Origin of the sequence: Brevibacillus sp., from assembly GCF_003521185.1 — a bacterium.
GTDB classification, from domain to species: Bacteria; Bacillota; Bacilli; order Brevibacillales; family Brevibacillaceae; genus Brevibacillus; species Brevibacillus parabrevis.
Genome location: NZ_DOTK01000034.1, coordinates 199046 through 217432, shown reverse-complemented (window position 1 = coordinate 217432; position 18387 = coordinate 199046). Strand labels below are relative to the sequence as shown.

Below are 18387 nucleotides of genomic sequence, written 5' to 3'. Positions count from 1 at the left end.
TTGTGACTAGGGGAGTACCCCGTAAAATTCGACAAAATCTTCCTTCAATCCTGCAAGCTACTCGATGCCAAACAGGGCGGCTCCCGTATGATCCACGCGAGCAAGCATCGCTTTCACTTCGGATACGAGGTCTTCCAGCTTCACGTTTACGGTTTCTCCATTTTTGCGGACGCGTACTTCGATCGTGCCTTCCTGCGCCGCTTTGTCCGATACGGTAATGCGCAGCGGCAGTCCGATCAGGTCTGCATCCTTGAACTTCACGCCAGCACGCTCAGGGCGGTCATCGAACAATACTTCCACGCCTGCTTTTTGCAGGGCTTCCGTAACTTGTTCGCTGATTTGGCGCTGCTCCTCTACTTTAACATTGACCGGGATCACATGTACATGGAAAGGCGCGACAGCTACCGGCCAAATAATCCCATTCTCATCGTTGTTTTGCTCGATGACCGCTGCAATCGTCCGCGATACGCCGATACCGTAGCAACCCATGATCATCGGCTGGCTGCGGCCGTTCTCATCCAGGAAGGTAGCGCCCATGGCCGTAGAGTATTTCGTTCCGAGCTTGAACACGTGTCCAACCTCTACGCCGCGCGCAAACTTGATCGCGCCACCCGTACGCGGGCATTCATCGCCTTCTGTGATGTTGCGCAAATCAGCATAGCGGGAAACGGCAAAATCGCGGCCTGGGACGACGTGCACCAGATGGTAGTCCGTCTCGTTGGCGCCGACGATGCCATCGTGCACGTCCTGCACGAAGTTGTCCGCAACGATTTCCACTTTTTCGGCATCGATACCGACAGGGCCGACAAATCCGGCAGGTACTCCCGTCACGGAAACGATGTCCGCTTCTGTCGCCAATCCAACGAAGGTTGCATCGTACATGTTTTTCAGCTTCACTTCATTCAGCTCATGATCGCCGCGAACGAGCACCATCACCAGCTTGTCGTCTACGCGGTAGATGAGGCTCTTGATGATTTGCTTCGCTTCGACTTGCAAAGCTTGTACGAGTTGATCAATCGTTTTGCTGCCTGGCGTGTGCACTTTTTCTTTTGCTGCCGCTTCTGCAGCTGGTTTTGCTGCTGGCTTGTACACGACTTCTGCTTTTTCCAGGTTGGCGGCAAAATCGCCTTCTTCGGAATAAGCAATCGTATCTTCGCCGATGTCGCACAGAGCCATGAACTCATACGTGCCTTTTCCGCCGATCGCGCCTGCATCCGCTTCTACTGCACGGAAATTCAGGCCAACGCGGGTGAAAATGTTCGTATAGGCGTCGTACATCGCCTGGAAGTTGCGATCCAGTCCTTCTTGGGTCGTATCAAAGGAATACGCATCCTTCATGATAAACTCGCGGCAACGAATCAAACCGAAGCGCGGACGCACTTCATCGCGGAACTTCGTTTGAATTTGATACAGGTTGATCGGGAGTTTTTTGTAAGAGTTAATCTCGTCACGAACCAGACTGGTAATGACTTCTTCATGCGTCGGTCCGAGCGCAAAGGAGCGGTCGTGGCGGTCGCGCAGACGTACGAGTTCTGGCCCGTACACGTCCCAACGGCCTGTCTGATGCCACAGCTCAGCCGGCTGCATCGCTGGCATCAACAGCTCCTGGGCGCCTGCGTTGTTCATCTCTTCACGCACAATGGCCTGGATTTTATGCAGGGTCCGAAGCGCCAATGGCAGGTATGTATAAATACCGGAAGCCAGTTGGCGGGCCATACCGGCGCGGAGAAGCAGCTTATGGCTGGCAATCTCCGCATCCGCAGGCACTTCCCGCAAGGTAGGAATCAACATTTGACTTTGCTTCAACACGTGCGTGTCCTCCTTATGCCTCGTCAGCAATCAACAATGATCAGCCTACTTCAGTCGGCTTTTTCTCGTTGACCATTTCGTTAATTTCTTTCATCAACTCTTCGAACAATTCATCTTCTTTCACTTTGCGAACAATTCTACCATTGCGGAAAATCAGACCTTCACCGTTTCCGCCCGCAACGCCGACATCCGCTTCGCGCGCTTCCCCCGGCCCGTTTACAGCACATCCCATGACGGCTACTTTCAACGGCACTTTCAAAGTGGAAATCGCATCCTCGACCTTTGTAGCCAAGCCGATCAGATCGATCGCACAACGGCCGCAAGACGGGCAGGCAATCACGACAGGATCGTTGTTCACGATATCGAGGCTGCGCAAAATCTGCTTGGCAACCTTGATTTCTTCTACCGGATCAGCCGTCAAGGATACGCGGATCGTGTCGCCGATTCCCATCGACAGAACTGTACCGATGCCGACGGAAGACTTGACCGTGCCGGAGAACTGTGTTCCTGCTTCTGTCACCCCAACGTGCAGCGGATAGTTGCGTTTTTGCGCCATCAGCGAATACGTCTGGATCATCGTCGGCACATCGGACGACTTCAAGGAAATGACGATATTGTCGTAGTTCAGGTCTTCCAAAATTTCCACGTGGTCAAGCGCACTCTCGACAATCGCTTCTGGCGAAGGATATCCGTACTTCTCCAGCAGTCGTCTCTCGACCGAACCGGAGTTTACCCCGATGCGGATCGGAACGTTCCGCTCGCGGCAAGCCTCCACAACGCGCTTTGTTCTTTCAATGGACCCGATATTTCCCGGATTGATCCGGATTTTGTCGATGCCGCTTTCCAGCGCTGTCAACGCCAGCCTATAGTCAAAATGGATGTCGGCAACAAGCGGCAGCGGGGAACGCTCCTTGATTTTTTTGATGGCGAGCGCTGCGTCTTGATTGATGACGGCTAGGCGGACAATTTGGCAACCAGCATCGTGAAGTCTTTGAATCTCGGCCAGTGTTTTTTCTACATCACGCGTGTCTGCTGTCGTCATCGATTGAATTACTACGCTTTTTTGGCCACCGATTTGCACGCCTCCCACAAAAACCGGTTTCGTCTCCTCGCGCTTGTACATTTTGCACCATCCTTTAAATTTGTCTGTATTCTACTCATCATGATAGTACGTTATTGGAAGAACAACCGTTGCAGATCGTTCCAGGTTACAACAAGAATCAGCAACATCAAGAAAGCAAAGCCCAGAAAATGAACCATTCCTTCTTTATGCGGATCAACAGGACGTCCACGCAGCGCTTCTACCGCGAGGAAGGCGAGTCTTCCTCCGTCCAGTGCCGGAAGCGGCAACAGATTGAACAGTCCGAGGTTGATGGAGAGCACGGCTGCCCATTTCATCAAAATGGCCATGCCTTGCTGAGCAAACTCTCCGGTCATCTTGAAGATGCCTACTGGCCCGCTCAGGTCGTTAAGCCCGACTGAACCCGTAAAGAGCATCCCTAAACTTTTCAAAATCATCGCCGTAAACTCGTAAGTCGAGGACGCGCCGTACTTCAACACTTCTCCCGGGGCGTACGTCAACGGGTTCGTCACCATGATTTTGCCCACGTTATTTTCGTCTTTTCCGACCTTGACCAAAACGGAGTTGCGCTGTCCATTGCGCTCATACTCAAACTTCATTTCCTTGCCCGGCGATGTACTGATAATCTGGACGATTTCTTTCCAGGAAGCCACAGGCTGTCCCTGAATCGAAATAATTTTGTCTCCTTGCATCAAGCCAGCTTCAGCCGCTGGTCCATTTGCCCTGACTTCGCCCAGATACGGGATGTCTTTCGGCACGCCGTACAGCAGACCGATAGCGATGAACAACAGAAACGCCAGCAAGAAGTTGGCAAAAGGTCCGGCGAAAATCGCCCAGAAGCGCTGCGAGATCGTCTTTCCTTTAAACTGTCTGTTCAATGGCGCGATCTGCACCTCTTGTCCATCCTTGACCAACTGCGCCTGCGGATGAACGGAAAACTGGCGCTCTTCTCCTGCCACATCCACTACGATATACAAATCGTTTTCCAAGTCAAAACGAACCACTGTCCCCGTGATCGCACGAGGGGAAGCAGTACCCGGTCCGTCCAGCAAAATATGGGTTACCTTTCCTAACGCATCCCGCTCCAAACTTACTTCCATGTGCGGTTTCAACATATCCATTTCGGGGTCTTCGCCCGCCATGCGGACCATACCTCCAATGGGGAGGAGGCGAAGCGTGTATTCCGTTTCTCCCCGCTTCACGCGAAAGATTTTCGGCCCCATTCCCAGCGCAAATTCGCGGCACAGAATCCCGGCTCTTTTAGCCAAGAGAAAGTGCCCCAGCTCATGCACGAAAACGAGCGCACCAAAAACGACGACAATCGCGAGAATTGATTCAACGGAATCCATGTTGGGAAAAGGCAAGTGAACAGCCACCTTTCGTTGGAGTGTCTAGATCCAGTCTCTTAAACGGACGCAAGCGCATGAGCGCGCGCCCACTGATCAGCCGCAAAAATCTCGTCCAGCTCGGGATTATGTACTCCCTCATGGGCCTCACACGTCTGTCTGACAACCTTTTCGATGTCGAGGAACGCAATGGCGCCTTTCAGGAAAAGGTCGACAGCGACTTCATTGGCTGCATTCAGGACAGCGGTATGCGTACCGCCCGCTCTCCCGCATTCATACGCCAATTGTAGCAGAGGATAGCGTTCAAAATCCATGGCAGCAAAATGAAGCGAGCCGATTTTGACCAGATCAAGAGGTTCTGTACTCAAATTTTGTCTGCCGGGATACCCCATGGCGTATTGGATTGGCACCTTCATGTCAGGTGTGCCCAACTGCGCCATAACGGCCCGGTCTTTGTATTCTACCATAGAGTGAACGATACTTTCATAATGCAGCACACAGTCAATGTGCTCGTACGGCATATCAAACAGCCAATGGGCCTCGATTACTTCGAAGCCTTTGTTCATCATGGTAGCCGAATCAATGGTGATTTTTGCGCCCATACTCCAGTTCGGGTGCGCCAGTGCTTGCTCTACCGTCACTTGTTGCAGCTCCTCGCGGCTCAAATGGCGGAACGAGCCTCCGGAAGCAGTCAAGATGATACGGGCTACATCTTTTGCTCTTTCTCCTTGCAGACATTGAAAGACAGCAGAGTGCTCGCTGTCGACAGGGATGATGGAAACCCCTTTTTCTTTCGCCCGCTTCATCACAACGGGACCTGCGCTCACCAGCGTTTCCTTGTTTGCTAGTCCAATCGTCTTGCCCGCTTCGATAGCGGCAAGGGTAGGAGCCACGCCTACGCTGCCGACCACCGCTGTCATGACAAAGCTGGCGGCATCGTGGCAGGCAACCAGTTCAAGCCCCGCTGATCCGAAAACAATCTCGGGTTTATGTCCGCTTCCCAACTGTTCGCGAAGCTGGACAGCCGCTTGCTCGCTCCCCACCGAAACAAGCTCAGGCCGAAACTTTTCGACCTGCTTGGCAAACAGCTCCACATTCGTCCCTGCTGCCATGGCGACGACAGCAAAATCTTCCGGGTGCTGTTCAACCACTTCCAAGGTGCTTGTTCCAATCGAGCCAGTCGAACCCAAGAGCGCTATTTTTTTCACTGATTTCACCCTCTATATCTCTTCTATATGCACCAGGTTTCAGACGATACCTAGTAGATGCAAAACCGGAAAGACAAGCAGAAAACTGTCAAAGCGATCCAGCACGCCACCGTGTCCGGGAATGAGCTGTCCTGAATCTTTTACCTGAAAATGACGTTTGAATGCCGATTCTACCAGGTCGCCCATTTGTCCAATGATGCCGGCAACCAGGGCAATCGTTAGTGCCTTGTCAAATGCTATGCTGCCGAAGCAAGCATTGATGACGATCACGATCAGAACGGCCGCTGCCAGCCCGCCAAGCGCGCCCTCGACCGTTTTGTTCGGACTGATCTCGGGCCAGAGCTTTCGCTTTCCGATTGCTTTCCCGACAAAATAGGCCCCCGAATCTGTGGACCAGATCGCAGCAATCACAAGCGCAGTGAGCATCAATCCGTCTGGAAGATTGCGGGCTGCGGCCATGTATGTAAAACCGAAGCCTATGTATAACGCCCCCACCAGTGTAAGGGCGACGTGTTCAATGTGAAACTGATTTTTCCGCAGAACGGAGTAAATCAACAAAAGCAAAAGGACAGGCAGCATCAGATCCGGCATGCTGATGCGAAGCCAGTCAGAAAACGCGAGCGATGGCCACAGCAAACTGGCCATGAGCACGTATCCGAGTATCCCTGCCACATTGAATGGCTGAATGCCAGCCATCCGCATAAATTCAAAATGGCCTATGACGGCCAGTAATAACACCAAAAGTGAGTACCAGGCTCCACCTTGGTAGATAAAAAACAGAAATGCCGCTCCACCAATCAAGCCTGTTATGATTCGTTGCTTCAACTGATTCCACCTCTCGGCTATACCGCCCCGTAGCGACGAGCTCGGCCTTGGTATTCCACAATCGCTTGATAAAAGTGTTCACGGGTAAAATCAGGCCAGAGCACATCCGTAAACCACAATTCTGTGTAAGCCAATTGCCAAAGCATAAAATTACTCAAGCGAATTTCTCCACTGGTGCGGATCAAAAGATCAGGGTCTGGAATATCGCTTGTATACAGATAGCGGGAAATCGCCTCTTCATCCAGGTCTTGTGGATCGAGTTCGCCCGCTTTTACTTTCGAAGCCAATACGGAAACAGCTTTGACGATTTCGTCGCGGCCACCGTAATTCATGGCAAAGCACAATTGAAGCCCTTGATTGTTTTGCGTACGTGCTTCTGCTTCCAAGAGAGCATCTAGTGTATGCGACGGCAGCTCGTCTTTGCTGCCGAGCATGCGGATACGCACGTCCCGTTCGATCAATTCATCCAATTCTGTCGACAAAAATTCCTGCGGAAGCTTCATGAGAAAATCCACTTCGTCCCGCGGTCGCTTCCAGTTTTCAGTAGAAAAAGCGTACATGGTCATGTAGCGCACGCCGATCTCGTCAGCAGCTTTTACGACTTCCTTGACCGTTTTCATGCCTGCTCGATGCCCGGCGACCCGGGGTAAATTGCGCATTTTGGCCCAACGACCGTTGCCGTCCATAATCACCGCAACATGCTGCGGGATTTTCCCGGAACGATCCAACTCGGCTGGTACCGTTTGTTTTTCCTTGCGGCTCCATTTGCGCGCCAGATGTTCTAACATAAAGTGTTCCCCCGTAATGAGAGATATAGACGTGCATCCCCCTCAAATGAGGGGGATCGCCCTAAAATTTATACTTCCAAGATGTCTTTTTCTTTGTCTTTTACGATCTTGTCGACTTCAGCGATGAACTTATCTGTCGTTTTTTGGATCGTTTCTTGATGACGATGGGATTCATCCTCGGAAATGGTCGCAGCCTTTTCCAGCTTTTTGATGTCATCGTTCGCATCACGACGGATGTTGCGGATGGCAACTTTCGCTTCTTCTCCGCCTTTTCCAGCCAGCTTCACCAATTCTTTGCGGCGTTCTTCTGTAAGCGGAGGAATGATCAGGCGAATGATTACCCCGTCGTTGGATGGAGAAATGCCCAAATCGGACTGTTGCAGCGCGCGGTCAATTTCTTTCAGCGCTGTTTTGTCCCAAGGCTGGATGGTCAGCATGCGCGGCTCCGGAACGCTGATGTTAGCCAATTGGCTGATTGGCGTTGGCGAACCGTAGTAGTCAACCATGACGCGGTCCAGCATCGCAGGGTTAGCACGGCCAGCGCGGAGGCTGGACAAGTCTTTTTTCAAAGCGAGGATCGCTTTGCTCATACGATCTTCCATGTCTTTTAGCACTGTTTGTGGCATCGTTTATTCCCCCTTCACTAGAGTACCGATTTTATCGCCCATTACTGCCCGACGAATATTACCTTCTTCGGAAATGTTAAATACGATGAGTGGGATGCTGTTATCCATGCACAAGCTCGATGCGGTCGAATCCATCACTCCCAATCCTTTGTTGAGGACCTCCAGGAATGTCAGCTTATCGTACTTCTCTGCATTTGGGTCCAGGCTTGGGTCAGCGGAGTAGACCCCATCGACCTTGTTTTTCGCCATCAAAATGACCTCTGCTTCGATTTCAGCAGCGCGCAGGGCAGCCGTTGTATCTGTAGAAAAGTAAGGATTACCCGTTCCCGCAGCGAAAATGACCACGCGCATTTTCTCCAGATGGCGAATGGCGCGTCGGCGTATGTATGGCTCGGCTACCTGTCTCATCTCAATCGAGGTTTGAACACGAGTCGGGACGTTCACTTTTTCCAACCCATCCTGCAAGGCGAGTGAGTTCATAATCGTGGCCAACATCCCCATATAGTCGGCAGTAGCCCGATCCATTCCTTTTGAGCTTCCGGAAAGTCCGCGCCAGATGTTACCTCCTCCGACGACTACGGCGACTTGTACTCCCAATTCTACGATTTCCTTGATCTGGTTCGCTACGGAGAGAATCACCTTCGGGTCGATTCCGTACCCGAGGTCTCCCGCCAGTGCTTCCCCACTCAACTTTAACACAACCCGTTTATAGGCAGGAAGTGGCATGTGAAACGGCCTCCATTCATGAATCATTCTCTGTGCGCCTCCTGCATTCCTTCTGCAAGCTGCGGCACACATTGCTTTTTACGTGCAGGAGAGTTTCACATGAAGTGAAACTCTCGCTTTGAAAATAGGGAACACGAAGGTGTTCCCTATACCTTTATTACTGCTTATTCACTTGAGCCATTACTTCAGCTGCGAAGTCTTCTTGTTTCTTCTCGATACCTTCGCCTACTTGGAAGCGAGCGAAGCCTTTCAAGGTAGCTCCTGCTTCTTTCAACAGAGCAGCTACTTTCTTGTCTGGATCTTTTACGAATGGTTGCTCAACCAGTACGTATTCTTCGAAGAATTTGGAGAGGCGGCCTTCCACCATTTTCTCAACGATGTTAGCAGGCTTGCCTTCAGCCAGCGCTTGGTTTTTCAGAACTTCGCGCTCGCGTTCGATCTCGTCTTGGGAAACTTCTTCGCGATTAGCGAAACGTGGGTTGGACGCTGCTGCGTGCATGCCCAGGTCTTTAGCCAGCGCTTCGTCTTGTGTACCTTCCAAAGTGACCAGAACGCCGATTCGTCCACCCATGTGCAGGTAAGTACCGAATACGCCGCTATCGGATTTCTCGGACAGAGCGAAACGACGGAAGGAGATGTTTTCTCCGATAGTCGCGATTTTTTCGTTGATGACGTGAGCCAAAGACTCGCCAGCACCTTTGAACGGTTGCTCCAGAGCTGCTTCAACGGATGCAGGGCGTTGGGATACAACGTGTTCTGCAATGTCTTTCACGAGTGCTTGGAACTCAGGGTTTTTCGCTACGAAGTCTGTTTCGCAGTTTACTTCTACAACTGCTGCTACGTTACCAGCAACTGCTGTAGCTGTCAAACCTTCTGCTGCGATACGGCCGGATTTTTTCGCCGCTTTCGCGATACCGCGCTCACGGAGCAAGTCAATTGCTTTTTCCATGTCGCCTGCTGTTTCTTCCAGCGCGCGTTTGCAATCCATCATACCTGCGCCTGTACGCTCGCGCAGTTCTTTAACCGCTTGTGCACTAATTGCCATTGAGTGAAACCTCCTTGGAAAGTTACGATCCTAGTATAGGGGAAATGCAAGTCAACTGTTACAAATGCTTGCTAAGAAAAAAAGGGTGGCCGGGGGCTCTGACACCCTCAGTCCACCCTTTTACACACTTGCTTACGCAGTTGTTGTGGCTTGTTGCTCTGTGCCTTGGTTGCCTTCCAGCAGAGCGTCTGCCATTTTTGCAGTGAGCAGTTTAACAGCGCGAATTGCGTCGTCGTTACCTGGGATCACGTAGTCGATCTCATCTGGATCGCAGTTAGTATCTACGATAGCAACGATTGGGATACCCAATTTGCGAGCTTCTGCTACAGCGATGCGCTCTTTACGAGGATCGATGACAAACAGTGCGTCTGGCAATTTATCCATGTGAGCGATACCGCCGAGGAATTTCTCCAGGCGATCCATTTCTTTGCGCAGTACGATAACTTCTTTCTTAGGCAATACTGCGAAAGTGCCATCGTTTTCCATACGTTTCAGCTCAGCAAGGCGAGCAGTACGTTTTTTGATGGTAGTGAAGTTAGTCAAGGTACCACCCAACCAACGTTGGTTGATGAAGTAGTGACCTGTGCGCTCAGCTTCTTCTTTTACGGATTCTTGTGCTTGTTTCTTCGTACCAACGAAGAGCACTTTTCCGCCGTCTTGAGCGAGTTCACGCACGAAGTTGTACGCTTCCTCTACTTTTTTAACGGTTTTTTGCAGGTCGATAATGTAGATTCCGTTACGTTCGGTGAAGATATAGCGAGCCATTTTCGGGTTCCAACGGCGAGTTTGGTGACCGAAGTGTACACCAGCCTCGAGCAATTGTTTCATCGAAATTACTGCCATATTTCACACCTCCTTCAAAAATGGTTTTTGTGATGCCTACCTCCGCCTCACCGCATGTTCCAAGCAATTCTGCCAGTGGCAGCACCGTTGCCGGAATTGGTGGACGTGCGATTTCAACACCGTAAATGAATATATCATATGGGTCTTTCAATTGCAACAAACGAATCCCATTATTTTTGCAAAAAAATACCGCCCTATTTTTTCGGCGGCGTAGTAATCAGCTTGACGATCTCTTCCTCAGAAGCGGGCAGGGAAACCTGATACGTCCCTACGCGAATCCGATTCAGCTTGTCCATCGTACGCAGCTGGTCGACAAAATGATTGTTTGCAGGCAAAATACCTTCCTTGACGAGCGTAGCCGCAACACCCTCTGCCGTCGCCTTGTATGGCACGGTAAAGGAAGCGGTCTTTTTCACGACGGGAGTCTCGACCGCAGGTGCTTGTGGCGTCCCTGTCTGTGCCGGAGCTGCAACAGACTCTACCTTGCTCTCAGCGGCTGACGACGTCTCCTGGACGCTATTCACGCTTGGCGGTGTCCCTTCATTAACTCCAGGAGTTTGGGGCTTGGCAGCCGCAGGTGTCTTCGTCTGCTCGACGTTTGGTGCCGCCGGAGCTTTTGGCGCGTTTGGAGCAGGCTGCACGTTCACTTTCTTTTCTTCCTGCCACTGCTTGTATTCTTCAGGCGTAAGCACGACCATTTGCAGCTCGGTGGCAGCCTGCTTGATTTCAGCCTCGGTTAGCGCAGGACTGGGCGCCCCGCTTTTCGGAGCCATCAGCCCGAGAGCCGAAGCAGCCACGATCAAGCCCGCGCCGAATCCAAATAACAATTCGCGTTTACGCATCGGCAAAACCTCGCTCGTTTCTTTGCGCCAATGAGAAAATCAGGTCGATTTCTCCCCGGCCCGCCCCCAGCCGTTTCGCAATCTCGTCTGGAGCGAGCCCTTCCTTGCTTAACTCAAAGACACGCCGATAGCGTTCCCGCAAGGCAAGCATGTCGACTTGCTCCGATACAGGCTCTGCGCTTTTGACTGGCGGAGCCTCTACAGCAGCGGCGGTTTCGCGAACGACTACTCTTTCATCCAACTGTTGTTCCAGTTGCTCCACGCGCTTTTGCAAAAATTCGATTTCACGAAGCAAATCAGCCCTTGTTTCTTGCCATTCGGCAGAAAGAAGGGCGGTCTCCTGCTTGAACTGCTTGTTCAAGCGTTGCAGGTTTTTTTCAATATCTGCCTTGTCAGTTGATCGTGATGTCTGGATGGCGGCAGTATGATCAGCAGGCGACTTTCTTTGGATGAACAAAGCAAGCAGCATGGTGATGATTCCTGCGCCAATCAGGATGATGTACACTTGATCCATGTTGGCCACCTTTACTTCTGGCTTGTCAATTTCTGTTCCTTTTATAAGGAAATATCAATGAAGCGTCCGCGCATCGGATCTCTCATGGAGACCGAGGAAGGGGCATTTTGGTCTTTTGCTGCGGCATTCTTCTGTCCTGCGGAAGAGCTGTCACCTGACTCATCATGCTCTCGCTGTTGCCCCTGCTCCCTATCGCGAATCTGATTTTTTTGCGTTTCATCAATATCCGTCGCACGATGGCGCATGTGCGCGTCCAGTTCTTTGCGCTGATCGATCATCGATTGCGTTTCATGCATGGACCGTTGCATCTGGTGCTCTTGGATTCGGCCGACTTCCAAGGTGCGTGGCAATGCCACCTGCAATTCCACTGCTTTCAAGCTCATGCAGCCCAGCCCCTTCCTCGCCTCTCGAAATCACATTCGGCTATTAGATGAGTGTTGCTGTACTGATCTCCCCATCGAGAACGATAAATCGCGTACGTGCATACTCGTGTTTGATAAAATGCACAAGCTTGCCGAATGTCATTTTGATCCCGGGGTACATGACGTGGTACGCTTCGACTGCCGCAGGGCCTTCCCCTTTCAGCTCGCTCTCCAAATCTTTTCTGCGCGCTTCCAGCTGCTTGCACTCTTTTTCGAGAACAAGCCGCGTGTTGGTCAGCTTGATTTGCATGATTCTTTTCTCGGTGGTAAGCTCCTTGCCTGTTTGCAAAATTTGATTGAGCACACCCAGGCCTTGATCCGTTTTGCGTAAATTTTCATACACATTTTGCAAATCTTTCTGGATGTTCGAAAGTTCCTGACGCAGTTCTGGCTTCACGCCTACTTCCAAGAGTGTAGGTGTAGCACTGGTGTTGCCGAAAACTCTCGCAGCAATTTTCTCTCCCGCTTGCAGGACGCCCCCGATGATAATTCCTTTCGGGCCTTTGCAAATAATTTGCTTCCCTGCACGCACATTGGAAAACATGATGCTTTGAGACACAATCACCTGATTGCCAGCGGTGACGTTCGCGTTTTGAATAAAGGATGTGCGAATGTCCTTGCCGGCAACAATCGCCCCTTTGTCTTGGGCAACAATGCCACTTTTGATCTCGATAGAGCCCTCCGCGTACAACTCGGCGCCTTCCACGCTTCCCAGTACACGGATGTCACCAGACGCCTTCACCCGAAAACCGTTTAGTACGTTCCCGCGAATGACCACCGTTCCCACAAAATCGATGTTGCCTACACCAAAATCGACATCCCCTTTTACTTCAAAGACGGGAAAAACATTCAGCTTGTCGTGGTCGGTAAAGGAAACCTGTCCATCAATAGCGGCGTAAAGCATCGTGCGCTCCTGATTGTGCACGACATTTTTGCCTGGCTTGAGGTTGATTTCCTTGCCTGCTTTGGGAGCGATGGGCTCTCCGGTAACTGCTGTCCCTGGAGTTCCAGAGCTAGCTGGAGTCTTGCGGGCCAAAAGCTGTCCTTTGGCGACATTCGGAATACTGGTTATGTTGTAATAATCGACGCGGCCGTCTTCCAGCTCTTTCGGCCCTTCATTGTCTGAAACAGTCGCCAAGTACGGGTACTCGATGATGGCGTCTGCGCCTGGGACTGGAGCCACTCCGCGTGCAATGGTAACCTTGGCATTGGCATACTTCGCCGGAAAAGTACATAGCCCCTGCACGACGTCTTCCAAAATGCCAGCCTTCACTTTTTGCTGTTGCAATGCGTTGTAAATATCCGATTCCACGACGACAATGTTGTCGATGTCTTCTTCATCTACGCGCAAAATGATATCTGCTTCTAATTTGTCTGCGGATAACTTGACCTCTAGTCTATAATTCCCGATCCCTTCCATACATTCTACCCCTCTCAAGCTTGGGTAAATTTCTGTTTACAGTAACTGCGACTTCCATCTTGACAATGCGGAACGAAGTCGGAAAAGCGCCTTTGAATGAAGCTGGGAAATGCGTGAAGGCGACAAGCTCATGATCTCAGCAATTTCCGACAGCGTCAGCTCCTCGAAATAAAACAGGGAGACGACGAGTCTTTCTTTTTCAGGAAGCTTGTCAATCACACCGACCAACACTTCTTTCAGGCTGCTGACTTCTGCTACCGATTCCGGGCGAGGAGTCAGCTCGTCCACGATGTAGGAATGTCTTGCGGTTTTTTGCTCGTCCTCTTCCCCTACTGCCTCGTCAATGGAGACCATGCTAGCCAAAGAGGTTTCCAAAAACACCTGCTGCAGATCTTTTTCGCTTATTCCGAGATATTCGGACACTTCCTGATCGGTTGGCATTCGCAGCATCTGCTGTTCCAAAGTGGTGTACGCTTCTTCGATTTTTTTGGCTTTGTCTCGAACGGTGCGAGGAATCCAGTCATTTTCACGCAGGCCATCAATCATGGCTCCACGAATGCGCCACATGGCATACGTCTCGAATTGCAGTCCCCGCGTATGATCGAATTTGGCCAAAGCATCCAACAGCCCAAATCGTCCGTAGCTAATCAAGTCGTCCTTGTCCACATTCGCTGGCAAATTGATCGCCAGACGATTCGCCACTTTGTCCACCAGCGGCAAAAATTTAGTGATCAGGTCAACTTCCGCCTCGCGACTGCCCTCTTGCTTCCACATGACCCATTTATCGAACTCTTTTGCTTTTTCTTGACTGGTTAGCCGTGCCACGAATAGTCACCAACCTTTACTCATCTGTTAAGCGCCTAACGACCTCTGCAACGGTGGCTGGGTCCTCTGACGGATGGATCGTTTCCAGCTTGGTGAAGGACAGCGGAGAAAATGCTTCTGCTGCCGCTTGCTCTCCCGTCTGACCTGGCGGATTCGCCTCATCCCCGCCATCGGCCAGAGGAGCATTCAACTCCTCTTGGCCGCCTGCTTCTGCAGACTGGGCTGGTGTTTGCGTGACGAGCGCCAGCACAAAGCGAATCGGGAAAGCGGCAAGGAAGAATATCACCAGAGCAATGCCGGCTCGCTCCAAGGAGACCAACCAGACATTACTCGCAAGCGTCGTGCACAATGTAATGACAAAAGCGAGCAACCCCATGCCTGTATTTATCCAAATGGTTCCCAACATTCTTATACTTCCTTCACACCTTGATTTACCGTACGGATTTGAAGAACTCCATTTGTGGCATCCATCTCTATCGTCCGACCGCAGTTTCCCCCTGTATCTTCTGCCACGATTTTAATGTGTGCGTCCTTCAAAGCCTGCTTGCAAGCCTCGACGTTTCTCGGCCCAATCCGCATCGTATCACTGTTTCCCAAGAAAGCGAACATTTGTGCTCCACCCGCGATTTTGGCAACGATGTTTCGGGTTTGCGCCCCTGCCTTTTCCATCAGATTGATCAGATGGGGAATAGCTGTATCTGCGTACTTTCCAATCGTCAGTTCTCCGCTTTTGGCCAGCGAAGACTCTGGAAGCATAACATGTGCCATTCCTGCAATTTTATGGGTCTGGTCGTAGAGGACAACCCCTACGCAAGAACCTAGACCAGTAGTTCGTAATTTACTCGGCGGCTTTGCCACACCGAGGTCGGCCATACCTATCTTAATAATCTCCATCGAACGGAACCCCTAATGAACGAAATAGAATAGGAAGCGATTCAGGATCAGGTATAAGGAAAAAATTCCCTTTGACTTTCTCGTTGCCTTCAAAAAATGCTGTGTCAATCGTGAGGGCAAAGTCACCCGCTTGACCCAACGCTATCAGTCCGTAGCTAAGAATAGCTCCAGCCATATCCACAGCGAGTGCAGGCACGGAAGGCTGCAAATTAAGCTGTGTAAAATCCGCCAGCGAGGAGAGATAGGAACCTGTCAAAATATTGCCGATCTCGTGAAGCGCAGAAATCTCTAGCTCTTCCCATTCATAGACATCCTTGCTGATTCCCGTAATTTGTTCAAGCAGGTATCTCGCGGAATCCAGATCGAGAATGAAGAACATGTTTCCCGGACAATCGCCTTCCACACGAAAAAATACGGCAAGGACAACTGCTTCGGCTCCGCCGACACAATCTGCCACTTTGTCAAACGGGATGATGTTGACCTGGGGCACTTTCATGTCGATCTCTTTTTGCATCAGCTTGGAGAGCGCCGTTGCAGCATGTCCTGCACCGATATTCCCGATTTCCCGCAGCACGTCAAATTGGAAATCTCCAAACTTTGTGAAATAGGCCATCTTTCTTACCCCTCAATTGAGTCCAGCTGTTTAATTTCCTCTGTGCTCAATACTTTATCGAGATTCAACAAAATCAAAAGCCGCTTGTCCAGTTTTGCTACCCCTCGCAAGTAAGCCGCCTCCACGCCGCCTACAACCTCAGGCGGCGGCTCGATCGCGTTGACCGGAATATCGATAACGTCGTTGGCTGCATCGACGATCAGCCCGACTTCCAGCTCGCCTACCGCTACGATGATGATGCGCGTCGATTCGGAATAGAGGCTTTCTTCCAATCCGAAGCGATTGCGCAGGTCGATGATCGGCGTCACCACTCCACGCAGGTTGATTACGCCTTTGACAAATGGAGGCGTGCGTGGAACGCGAGTGATGTGCTCCAATTTTTCGATGGATTTCACCTGGTTGACTTCTACTCCGTACTCTTCATCTTTCAAACGGAACACAATCACTTTGACTTCGCTTACGATTTCTTTTTGATCGAGCATGTGACTGCCCCTCCCTCTACTTAATCAGTGCATTGCAATCAATGATGAGTGCGACCTGTCCGTCACCCAGGATCGTAGCGCCTGAGATCGCGAAGACGTTGACCATGTACTTGCCAAGCGATTTGAGGACGATCTCTTGTTGCCCGATGAAGGAGTCAACGACCAGTCCGGCCATCTTCTCGCCTTTGCGCACAATGACAACCGCCACTTCATCTTCTTTATCCGCTCCGTTGTCCGGCACTTGGAAAATGTCTTGCAACGAAACGAGTGGAACGACACGTCCCCGGAAGTCGATTACTTTTTGACGGTGGGCCATCATGATCTGATCTTTCTTGAACACGGCTGTTTCAATAATAGAGGAAAGCGGCACCGCATATTTCTCGTCTTTGACTTGTACGAGCATGGCGGAAATAATCGAGAGCGTCAGCGGCAACTGAATCAGGAAGGTCGTGCCTTGTCCGCGAACGGATTCAACACCTACGCTTCCGCCAAGCGATTCGATTTTCGATTTGACGACATCCAGACCGACACCGCGACCAGAAATATCCGAAACCACTTCAGCGGTACTGAAGCCTGCTGCGAACAGCAGTTCATGAATCTGCTTGTCCGACATGCTGTCAGCGTTCGCCGGATTGACGATGCCGCGCTCAAGCGCTTTTTTCAGCACCTTTTCCTTGTTGATGCCTGCGCCGTCGTCTTTGACTTCGATAAAGACGTGGTTGCCGCTGTGGAACGCACGCAGTACGATAGTTCCTTCCTCCGGTTTCCCTGCTTTTTTCCGATCGGCAGGCGATTCGATTCCGTGGTCGAGCGAGTTGCGCAGCAAGTGGTTGAGCGGGTCGCCGATTTCATCGATAACGGTGCGATCCAGCTCGGTTTCCGCCCCGATGATTTCCAGATTCACTTTTTTATGTAGATCTTTTTGCAAATCGCGAATCATACGCGGGAAGCGGTTAAACACTTGCTCCACCGGAACCATGCGCATGGTCAGAATGATGTTTTGCAAATCGCCGCTGATGCGACTCATATGCTCCACAGTCTCTTGCAGCTCGCTTTTTCCGATCTCGCGTGCAAGCTGTTCCAGACGACCACGATCGATGACCAGCTCACTGAACAGGTTCATCAAAATGTCCAGGCGATCAATGTCGACGCGAATTGTTTTTCCGCCAGCCGTCGCTTTCTTCGCAGCAGCTGTCTGGGCGTTGTCTGCCGGCTTTTTCTCTACAGGCGCGGCAACTTCTGTGACTACCGGAGCCGGTGGCGCTTCACTTTTCAATTGAATCGGTTCAATGACAACATCCTGGATTTCCGAAATGTTGAGAATCGTGCTGCGCACTTTTTCGACCGACTGCATGGTGACGTAGGCGATCTCAAAAGATTGCTCGAAACGCTCGTTCTCGATATCCTCTACCGATGGCTTCGTCTTGATCACTTCACCCATGGATTCAAGCTGGTCGAACACCATGTAGGAGCGCGCCGCTTTCAGCAGGCAGTTCTCATTGAGCGTCACCGTGATCCACATCAGGTTGTTGCCCAGCTCCTTGGACTGCTTGAGCACCATCAAAGCGTAATCGTCCAGCTCGTGATCCTCGGCTGGCGTTCCTTCCTCTTCGGCAGCTTCCACTGCTTCTGCCTCGGCTACCGCTGTCGCCGCCGCTACTTCCTGGTCAGCCGTATAGTCGCCAGCCACAATCGCTCTCAGTTTTTTCACCGGAGCGGATACGTCAGCGGAACCATCTCCGCCCTCCGTAATGTCGATTACCATGCTCTCAATCAAATCCACGCTATGGAAGATCACATCCATAATGTCACTGGTAATCGTCAGTTTTTGGTTGCGGATCAGATCGAGCACATTTTCCGCTTCGTGCGTCAGGCTGGCCATGTCTTCAAAACCCATGGTCGCCGACATTCCCTTCAACGTGTGCGCCGAACGAAAAATCTCCTTCACGTGCCCAATGTTTCCCGGATCACTTTCCAGCAGCAACAAGTTGGCGTTGATTGCTTGCAGGTGTTCTTTTGATTCCTCAATAAACATGTCCAAATACTGATTCATATCCATCGGTGATCCACCTCCCAAA

Annotated in this window: 20 protein-coding genes; all 20 read right to left on the bottom strand. The window is 51.2% G+C overall.

Annotation, left to right across the window (positions count from 1 at the left end):
* Positions 1-57: 57 nt before the first annotated feature.
* Positions 58-1806, bottom strand: coding sequence for a proline--tRNA ligase (locus DEP07_RS09245; RefSeq protein WP_173596608.1), 1749 nt, complete (start codon positions 1804-1806; stop codon positions 58-60).
* A 43-nt stretch (positions 1807-1849) separates the two neighbouring features.
* Positions 1850-2932: a flavodoxin-dependent (E)-4-hydroxy-3-methylbut-2-enyl-diphosphate synthase gene (gene ispG, locus DEP07_RS09240; protein WP_122965223.1), complete on the bottom strand. Its 1083-nt coding sequence runs from the start codon at positions 2930-2932 to the stop codon at positions 1850-1852.
* A gap of 50 nt (positions 2933-2982) precedes the next feature.
* The gene (gene rseP / locus DEP07_RS09235) at positions 2983-4254 is read right to left on the bottom strand and encodes an RIP metalloprotease RseP (RefSeq protein WP_173596493.1); all 1272 of its coding nucleotides are present in this window, start codon (positions 4252-4254) and stop codon (positions 2983-2985) included.
* A gap of 41 nt (positions 4255-4295) precedes the next feature.
* Positions 4296-5444 (bottom strand): 1-deoxy-D-xylulose-5-phosphate reductoisomerase, encoded by a 1149-nt coding sequence (locus DEP07_RS09230; RefSeq protein ID WP_173596607.1) that lies wholly within the window; start codon positions 5442-5444, stop codon positions 4296-4298.
* A gap of 39 nt (positions 5445-5483) precedes the next feature.
* Positions 5484-6269 carry a phosphatidate cytidylyltransferase gene (locus DEP07_RS09225; RefSeq protein ID WP_122965222.1) on the bottom strand — a complete coding sequence of 262 codons (786 nt, stop codon included), beginning with the start codon at positions 6267-6269 and terminating at the stop codon, positions 5484-5486.
* Positions 6270-6286: 17 nt separating this feature from the next.
* On the bottom strand, positions 6287-7057 hold the full coding sequence (locus tag DEP07_RS09220; RefSeq protein ID WP_122965221.1) for an isoprenyl transferase: 771 nt from the start codon (positions 7055-7057) through the stop codon (positions 6287-6289).
* Positions 7058-7125: 68 nt separating this feature from the next.
* Complete coding sequence (gene frr / locus DEP07_RS09215; RefSeq protein ID WP_122965220.1) at positions 7126-7683, bottom strand: ribosome recycling factor; 558 nt, start codon at positions 7681-7683, stop codon at positions 7126-7128.
* Positions 7684-7686: 3 nt separating this feature from the next.
* On the bottom strand, positions 7687-8409 hold the full coding sequence (gene pyrH / locus DEP07_RS09210; RefSeq protein WP_063227712.1) for a UMP kinase: 723 nt from the start codon (positions 8407-8409) through the stop codon (positions 7687-7689).
* A gap of 157 nt (positions 8410-8566) precedes the next feature.
* The gene (gene tsf / locus DEP07_RS09205; protein ID WP_122965219.1) at positions 8567-9454 is read right to left on the bottom strand and encodes a translation elongation factor Ts; all 888 of its coding nucleotides are present in this window, start codon (positions 9452-9454) and stop codon (positions 8567-8569) included.
* Between the two features lie 132 nt (positions 9455-9586).
* On the bottom strand, positions 9587-10297 hold the full coding sequence (gene rpsB, locus DEP07_RS09200; RefSeq protein ID WP_063227604.1) for a 30S ribosomal protein S2: 711 nt from the start codon (positions 10295-10297) through the stop codon (positions 9587-9589).
* Between the two features lie 194 nt (positions 10298-10491).
* Positions 10492-11139, bottom strand: coding sequence for a DNA polymerase III subunit gamma/tau (locus DEP07_RS09195; RefSeq protein ID WP_173596492.1), 648 nt, complete (start codon positions 11137-11139; stop codon positions 10492-10494).
* Positions 11132-11653 (bottom strand): DUF6115 domain-containing protein, encoded by a 522-nt coding sequence (locus DEP07_RS09190; protein WP_122965217.1) that lies wholly within the window; start codon positions 11651-11653, stop codon positions 11132-11134. The genes DEP07_RS09195 and DEP07_RS09190 overlap by 8 nt, the downstream gene beginning before the upstream one ends.
* A gap of 41 nt (positions 11654-11694) precedes the next feature.
* Positions 11695-12036 carry a hypothetical protein gene (locus tag DEP07_RS09185; RefSeq protein ID WP_122965216.1) on the bottom strand — a complete coding sequence of 114 codons (342 nt, stop codon included), beginning with the start codon at positions 12034-12036 and terminating at the stop codon, positions 11695-11697.
* 43 nt (positions 12037-12079) lie between these two features.
* Positions 12080-13495, bottom strand: coding sequence for a FapA family protein (locus tag DEP07_RS09180; protein ID WP_122965215.1), 1416 nt, complete (start codon positions 13493-13495; stop codon positions 12080-12082).
* A 36-nt stretch (positions 13496-13531) separates the two neighbouring features.
* Positions 13532-14320: a FliA/WhiG family RNA polymerase sigma factor gene (locus DEP07_RS09175; protein ID WP_063227608.1), complete on the bottom strand. Its 789-nt coding sequence runs from the start codon at positions 14318-14320 to the stop codon at positions 13532-13534.
* Positions 14321-14336: 16 nt separating this feature from the next.
* Positions 14337-14726, bottom strand: coding sequence for a hypothetical protein (locus DEP07_RS09170; RefSeq protein WP_287102397.1), 390 nt, complete (start codon positions 14724-14726; stop codon positions 14337-14339).
* Between the two features lie 2 nt (positions 14727-14728).
* Positions 14729-15214, bottom strand: coding sequence for a chemotaxis protein CheD (locus tag DEP07_RS09165; protein ID WP_063227610.1), 486 nt, complete (start codon positions 15212-15214; stop codon positions 14729-14731).
* A complete protein-coding gene (locus tag DEP07_RS09160) occupies positions 15201-15827 on the bottom strand; it encodes a chemotaxis protein CheC (RefSeq protein ID WP_122965213.1) in 627 nt (208 codons plus the stop codon). Before DEP07_RS09160 ends, DEP07_RS09165 begins: the two co-directional genes overlap by 14 nt.
* Positions 15828-15832: 5 nt before the next feature.
* Positions 15833-16309, bottom strand: coding sequence for a chemotaxis protein CheW (locus DEP07_RS09155; protein ID WP_063227612.1), 477 nt, complete (start codon positions 16307-16309; stop codon positions 15833-15835).
* A 16-nt stretch (positions 16310-16325) separates the two neighbouring features.
* A complete protein-coding gene (locus DEP07_RS09150) occupies positions 16326-18368 on the bottom strand; it encodes a chemotaxis protein CheA (RefSeq protein ID WP_122965212.1) in 2043 nt (680 codons plus the stop codon).
* Positions 18369-18387 lie beyond the last annotated feature (19 nt).